7 protein-coding genes are annotated in these 6,214 nt (G+C 48.8%); 5 read left to right on the plus strand and 2 right to left on the minus strand.

The features are described 5' to 3' along the window. A partial coding sequence (locus WG8_RS27865; RefSeq protein ID WP_007428753.1) for an NAD(P)/FAD-dependent oxidoreductase occupies positions 1-447 on the minus strand: 447 nt, incomplete at its 3' end. A gap of 454 nt (positions 448-901) precedes the next feature. Here WG8_RS27865 and WG8_RS03725 point away from each other — a divergent pair. The 3 genes from WG8_RS03725 to nadE all read left to right on the plus strand — a co-directional run bounded on the left by WG8_RS03725 (position 902) and on the right by nadE (position 3,995). Continuing rightward, positions 902-2,494 carry a two-component system sensor histidine kinase NtrB gene (locus WG8_RS03725; RefSeq protein WP_232289042.1) on the plus strand — a complete coding sequence of 531 codons (1,593 nt, stop codon included), beginning with the start codon at positions 902-904 and terminating at the stop codon, positions 2,492-2,494. Between the two features lie 141 nt (positions 2,495-2,635). Next, on the plus strand, positions 2,636-3,070 hold the full coding sequence (locus WG8_RS03730) for a BrxA/BrxB family bacilliredoxin (RefSeq protein ID WP_007428755.1): 435 nt from the start codon (positions 2,636-2,638) through the stop codon (positions 3,068-3,070). Positions 3,071-3,185: 115 nt separating this feature from the next. Then, positions 3,186-3,995: an ammonia-dependent NAD(+) synthetase gene (gene nadE, locus WG8_RS03735; RefSeq protein ID WP_007428756.1), complete on the plus strand. Its 810-nt coding sequence runs from the start codon at positions 3,186-3,188 to the stop codon at positions 3,993-3,995. A gap of 125 nt (positions 3,996-4,120) precedes the next feature. Here nadE and WG8_RS03740 read toward each other — a convergent pair whose 3' ends face one another. Beyond that, positions 4,121-4,948, minus strand: coding sequence for an alpha/beta hydrolase family protein (locus WG8_RS03740; protein WP_007428757.1), 828 nt, complete (start codon positions 4,946-4,948; stop codon positions 4,121-4,123). 182 nt (positions 4,949-5,130) lie between these two features. On the opposite strand from WG8_RS03740, the gene acpS reads away from it, so the two are divergent. Beyond that, complete coding sequence (gene acpS / locus WG8_RS03745; protein WP_007428758.1) at positions 5,131-5,535, plus strand: holo-ACP synthase; 405 nt, start codon at positions 5,131-5,133, stop codon at positions 5,533-5,535. Between the two features lie 4 nt (positions 5,536-5,539). After that, a partial coding sequence (gene mutY / locus WG8_RS27870; protein ID WP_007428759.1) for an A/G-specific adenine glycosylase occupies positions 5,540-6,214 on the plus strand: 675 nt, incomplete at its 3' end.

The following is a 6,214-nucleotide window of genomic DNA, read 5'->3' on the forward strand; positions in this document are numbered from 1 at the left end:
ACGCAGCCGTACGCCAGCCGTATGACCTTCTTTGTAAATAACCTCTTGTACGGGACAGCTTGTGCGAATGTCGACTCCTTGAGAACGTACTTTGTTGACCAAAGCATCGACAACCGTTTTCGCTTTGTCCGTCACTGGAAACATACGCCCGTTGTCCTCTTCCTTTAAGGCAATACCCATCTCCTCAAAAAAGGCGATGATATCCCGATTCCCGAAAGCCGCCAGTGCACTGTGCAGAAAACGGCCATTTCCGGGGATGTGCCGGATTAGCTCGTCCAGCTCTTTTGCATTGGTGACATTGCAGCGTCCTCCACCGGAAATGCCAAGCTTGCGCCCGAGTTTATTCCCTTTTTCCAGTAAAAGCACCTTGGCGTCCCCAGCGCTGGCTGCCGTAGCGGCCATTAATCCGGCCGAGCCGCCTCCAATCACAATAACGTCGTATATCATGAAATCTCTTCCTTTTCGTCGACAATTTTCAAAAAAATTCAGAATGGTGTAACCGTTCTTTCATTTCTTTCATTATATCGTAATAGCGTCGCTTTAATTAATCTTTATCCTGATAAGCACGTGGATCTTTCATTTTTCCGAATTGCAAAACACGTAAAGACGTTTTTCTTCTATTTATCTGGTAGTTTGCGGATTTTGTCGTTCTACACCGGAATTTTAACACATATATTGTAATATATTGTAGCCTGTGCTTTAATTCAACTAACGGCGTCAAGGAAAGATGAGGAGGAGGAAAAGTCCTTGTTAATTGCGTTGAAGGAAAGTGTGCTCCAGGTTCTCCTTGCCGTTATATCGGCGGGGGTTTTTTTTTTTCTCTATATTAACGGATTATGGGGATAAGAAAAAGGCTTGGGGCGGCAAACTGCTTCCCGGTCCTAATCAAGAGATACTTTATTTGTGTTGCTTGCCGGCCATATTGCTATGTTCTCTCTTTCAATATCAGTCTCCATATGGTTTGCCTTCCAATCTCGGCATTATTCCCCTCGCTGTGGGTGTTATGTATGGCAGACGTCGTACCGCCTTTGCGCTCGCCGCTTCCGCACTCATGGGGGTTCTGATCATAGCCCAATTGACAGAAATGTCGGCGATGTATGTTGGCACGGGTTTTATCCTTTTTCCTTTTATGCTGCTGCATGTCAAGTTCTTTCAAAGAGGAGCATTGTCGGACAAAAAGCTTCTGATTTCCGCATATGTTGTGGTTGATATGCTGCTCAAGGCGTTATTTCCGCTACTGTGGGGCAAACAGGATGTATGGGTATACATGCCCGATCTGCTTACAACGCTATGGAATATTGCTGCAGGTGCGCTGGCAAGTTTTACGGTTGTGAGTCTGATGCATAATGCCTTTGAAAAACTGGCGTTGCGACGTGATGTAAGCGAATTTACGAGCAAATACTTAATTGAAGCGGATAAGCTGCGTCAGATGATGGATTTGATGCCATTATCCCTTGTTACTCTGGACAGCGAAGAACGAGTTATACATATGAACAAAACGATGCTGGAACTCTATCGGGATTTCGATCCCTTCATTACGCTGCCTGAGGTAGTGGGTCGTCCATGGACCTCGATATATGATTTTAACACTTCGTCGGTGATTAAAGAACGGGTTGCAAAAGCGTTGCAAGGAGAGGCGAGTGCTGATTTTATTAATGCACCTCCCAAAGTATTCTTTTGCAGCTTTCTTCCCATGCGGGATAAACAGGCTAACAAAACGACAGGCGCCGTTATTGCCTTGCAGGATATTACAGAGCTGGAGACGCTGCGCAGTGAGCTGGGTAATTTCGAGAGGCTCAGTCTGGTCGGACAGATGGCAGCAGGCATTACTCATGAAATACGCAATCCCATGGCGGTTGTGCGTGGATTTTTACAGCTTATGCGTGAGAAAAGCCCGGATTCCCTCGGCCATTACTACCGTATTGTGATGGAGGAGCTAGATCGGGCAAACGGAATTATTAATGATTTTCTTTCACTTGCCCAGAACCGGATTGTTGAGAAGGAGCAATGCCATCTTCATGATATTATTCGCGAGCTCACGCCTTTATTGTGGGCAGATGCAAACCTGAGGGGGCAGACGATTGAACTCAAGCTGGAGGATCATGTGACAATGCTGCATTTGAACCCGAAGGAAATGAAGCAATTGCTGCTTAACTTAGCGCGTAATGCGATGGAGGCTATGGGTGAAAAGGGTGTACTGACCATCTCCACTCATGAGGAAGGGGATTTTGTGGAACTGGAAGTCAAGGATACAGGTCCGGGAATTCCGCAAAATCAGCTTGAAAAGCTGTTCCAGCCTTTTTACACAACCAAAACGAAAGGTACAGGTCTGGGGTTGGCCTTGTGTCAAAGTATCGTAGAGCGACACCATGGTACGATTGCCGTAGATTCGGTGGAGGGGATGGGCACGCAGTTTAGAGTCCGATTGTGCAGAACCATTCCAGCTTACAGGGATCATTCGGAGCCTTCTGTCATGAATTCCATCCAAAAATAATTGTACACATATAGATCAGTTTTTTTGCAAAATACGTGAAAAAGATTGTATAATGAAGATTAGGTATCCGTACCTTTAACACGTCAGCGAATAAAATGAGCAACGTAGTATACATGATTTTTGGAGAAGGAGTGAAAGAATATGTCTATGTCTTTTGACCAATATATGAGAGATTCTGTTCAGCCCATGCGTGATGAGCTGACCAATCTTGGATTTCAGGAGCTGCGTACTTCGGAAGAAGTGGAGGCCAAGCTGCCTAATGCCAAGGGAACAACGCTGATTGTTGTGAACTCGGTATGCGGGTGTGCTGCGGGTCAATGCCGTCCGGGTGTGGGCGAAGCGCTGAAGCATGATATTACACCGGATCACCTGTATACGGTTTTTGCCGGACAGGACAAGGAAGCAACGGCGAAGGCTCGCGAATTTTTCGCGCCGTATCCGCCATCTTCCCCTTCCATTGCATTGCTGAAAGACGGCGAGCTGGTACACTTCATCGAGCGTCACCAGGTGGAGGACCGCTCAGCAGATCAAATCGCTGCCGATTTGACCAGTGCATTCGACCGTTTTTGCCGCTAAGACTGCTCAAGCTATGCCCCCGCATTTTTCGCCTGCGAAACTTGCCGGGGCTTTTGCATGTTGGTTTGTCATGTTAGCTTGTAAAGTAAATTCCTAAAAAGAGGTGCTGATCGGGATGAGTTTGCAGGAACAGATTATTGCTGAATTGGGAGTACAGCCTACGATTAATGTAGAGGCAGAGGTCCGCAAGCGCGTAGATTTCCTCAAATCGTATGTAACGAAAACCGGAAGCAAAGGGCTGCTGATCGCCATCAGTGGCGGGATTGACAGTGCTGTAGCGACTGCATTGTGCAAGCAGGCTACAGATGAGCTGACGAAGGAGCAAGGGGAAGAGTACAAAACGCTGGGTGTGTTCCAGCCGTATGGCAAGCAGGAGGATATTGAACACAGCTACGCGGTTGCCAAAGCGTTCGACCTGAAATATGCCGGGGAAACGAACATTAAGGAAGCGGTGGACAAGGTTGCCGTGGAAGTGGAGCATACGCTGAAGGACATCGGTCTTGAACGTTCCGTTACTCCGCAAGTGAGAGGAAATGTAAAGGCAAGAACACGTATGGTGGTTCAGTACGCACTCGCAAATGAGCTGAATCTGCTCGTTGTTGGTACAGATCACGCTTCAGAAGCCATCACAGGCTTTTATACGAAATGGGGCGATGGTGCAGTCGATATTACACCGCTTAGCACGCTGAACAAGCGCCAGGTGCGTTTGCTGGCCAGCTATCTTGGAGTTCCGCAGGCTATTTTGGACAAAGCGCCTACAGCAGGATTGTGGGAAGGTCAGACGGATGAAAAAGAGCTGGGTATCTCCTACGAAGCTAACAGCGATTACCTGGAAGGCAAGGAAATTGACCCGGCGGCACGCGAAAAGCTGGAAAGCTTCTTCCTGCGTACAGCGCATAAGCGGAGCAGCATTCCGGGGATTTAAGCGGGTAATCTTATGATGATGAATATGGATTTGTAAATCGCTTTTGGGATTTATGCGAAATGCCCAAATCAATATATGCGGCGATCCGCCCGGCGGATCGCCGTTTGTATTGAAGGGGCTATAGTTTACTTGGTGATCCATTCAATGAAGCGGCGGGTTTCGGTAATCGCCTGATCCAGCTGAAGACTGCCTCCCTGGAATGGATGAACAGTATTGAAGGTATGATTGCCACCTTGAATTTGTACCCATTCAATATCGGGACGAACGGAGGTGAGCAGGGCAGAGCCTTCGCGCAGGCGTTTGGAGTCTTCGCTTCCCTGGATAAGCACGGCTGGCAGCTGGCTGTCTGCAAGTCTGTCCACGATCGCAAAACGCGAGCGATTTTGTTCCAGATCGTCCAGAATGACTACATCCAGCGGAAGCTGCTGCCCTGTTCTGGCATTTTGCACATAGCTCCGTCCCTTGGTGCGCATTTCTTCCTTTTGCGGCAAAGTGAACAAATCCAAATCTGTCACGCCGTTCCATGAAATGACGCCGGATATCTCCCCGGGATGATCCAGCGCGTATACAAAGCAGCTTCCCGCGCCCCGGCTGTGTCCTAACAGAAATACGGGCAATTCTCTAAACTCGTGGCGTGCTCTCAGATTGGCCAGCAGTATATCCAGATCCTCTTGTTCGCGACTATAGGTGTTGCGTGCGAACTTTTCCAGCTCGGTAAAATTCTCTAAATCCTCACCTACGCCATTATGTGAAAAGTTGAAGGTTATGACATGATTGTTCACACCTAATGCCTCTGCTATGAAGGGGAACATGCCCCAATCCTTAAATCCCTTGTAGCCATGAGCGATGATGAGCAGGCTTTTGGCTGTTTTTTTGGCGGGAAACCAGGAGGCCCGGATCACCGCATCTGTTCCTGTATGGGTACCTGCTTCAACCACAATGGTTTCTGACATTCTATCCATCCTTTCTACGGGAATTTTTAAATGGACCTATCAGCTGAATTCAAACATTCATCAATAGCCTCTCTTATTTTAACATATTTTGGTGCTGCTTTTACGCCTTTGTGACTCGCCATGGTGTGGACGCGCTGTTACAATAGGTGCAGTAAAGTATAAAAAGGACGGGGAATACCCAAATGATCTACGGAATTGGACATGATGTGCTGGAAATAAGCCGTATGGCTGACATTTTGGCAGGTAAATATGCAGATGCGTTTTTGAATCGGGTGTTGACCCCGGCTGAACGCGAGCTTGCTGTGGAACGCAAGGGCAGGCTAATGGAGTTTGTAGCAGGGCGCTTTGCCGCAAAGGAAGCGATCACGAAAGCCTTTGGCTGCGGAATCGGGCAAATCATCGGGTTCGGTGATATGGATATTTTACCAGAGCCTGGGGGGAAGCCGACCGTTTATTTGTCTTCGTCTGCGTGGGATAGACTGGGATTGCCGGGCAACGGAGACTCGGATTACAGTATTCACCTGAGTATTACACACCAGCCCAACATTGCCTCTGCTTTTGTAATTGTTGAATATAAGGAGACGTGATGTGATGACTGCCAATACACTGGAACAAAAACGTTATTTCAGCTTTGAGCTGTTGAACTGGTATACACGAAACAAGCGGGATTTGCCGTGGCGCCGCCATCGGAATCCTTTTTATATCTGGATTTCGGAAATTATGCTGCAGCAGACGCGCGTCGATACGGTAATCCCGTATTTTAATCGCTTTATTGCACGTTTTCCGACGATTGAAGCACTGGCGGAAGCACCCGAGGAGGATGTGCTCAAGCTGTGGGAAGGGCTGGGCTATTATTCACGGGCCCGGAATTTGCAAGCTGCGGCCAGGCAAGTGGTTGAGCTTCACGGCGGACAGGTGCCGGATGATACACAGGCTGTCGCTGCGCTGAAGGGTGTAGGTCCGTATACGACAGGTGCGATTATGAGTATCGCCTTCAATCGGCCGGAGCCTGCTGTGGATGGCAATGTGATGCGGGTGCTGTCGCGCTATTTCCTCATTGAAGAGGATATTATGAAGGGCAGCACGCGGGCACATATGGAGAGCCTGGTGCGGGAGCTGATCCCCGAAGGGAGGGCCTCCGATTTCAACCAGGCCCTGATGGAGCTGGGGGCGCTGGTGTGCACGCCAAAGTCGCCCCAGTGCCTGACCTGCCCGGTCATGGAGCATTGCTCAGGGCGACTGGCAGGTCGCGAGGAAACGCTGCCG

The organism is Paenibacillus sp. Aloe-11, assembly GCF_000245715.1.
Lineage (GTDB): Bacteria > Bacillota > Bacilli > Paenibacillales > Paenibacillaceae > Paenibacillus > Paenibacillus kribbensis.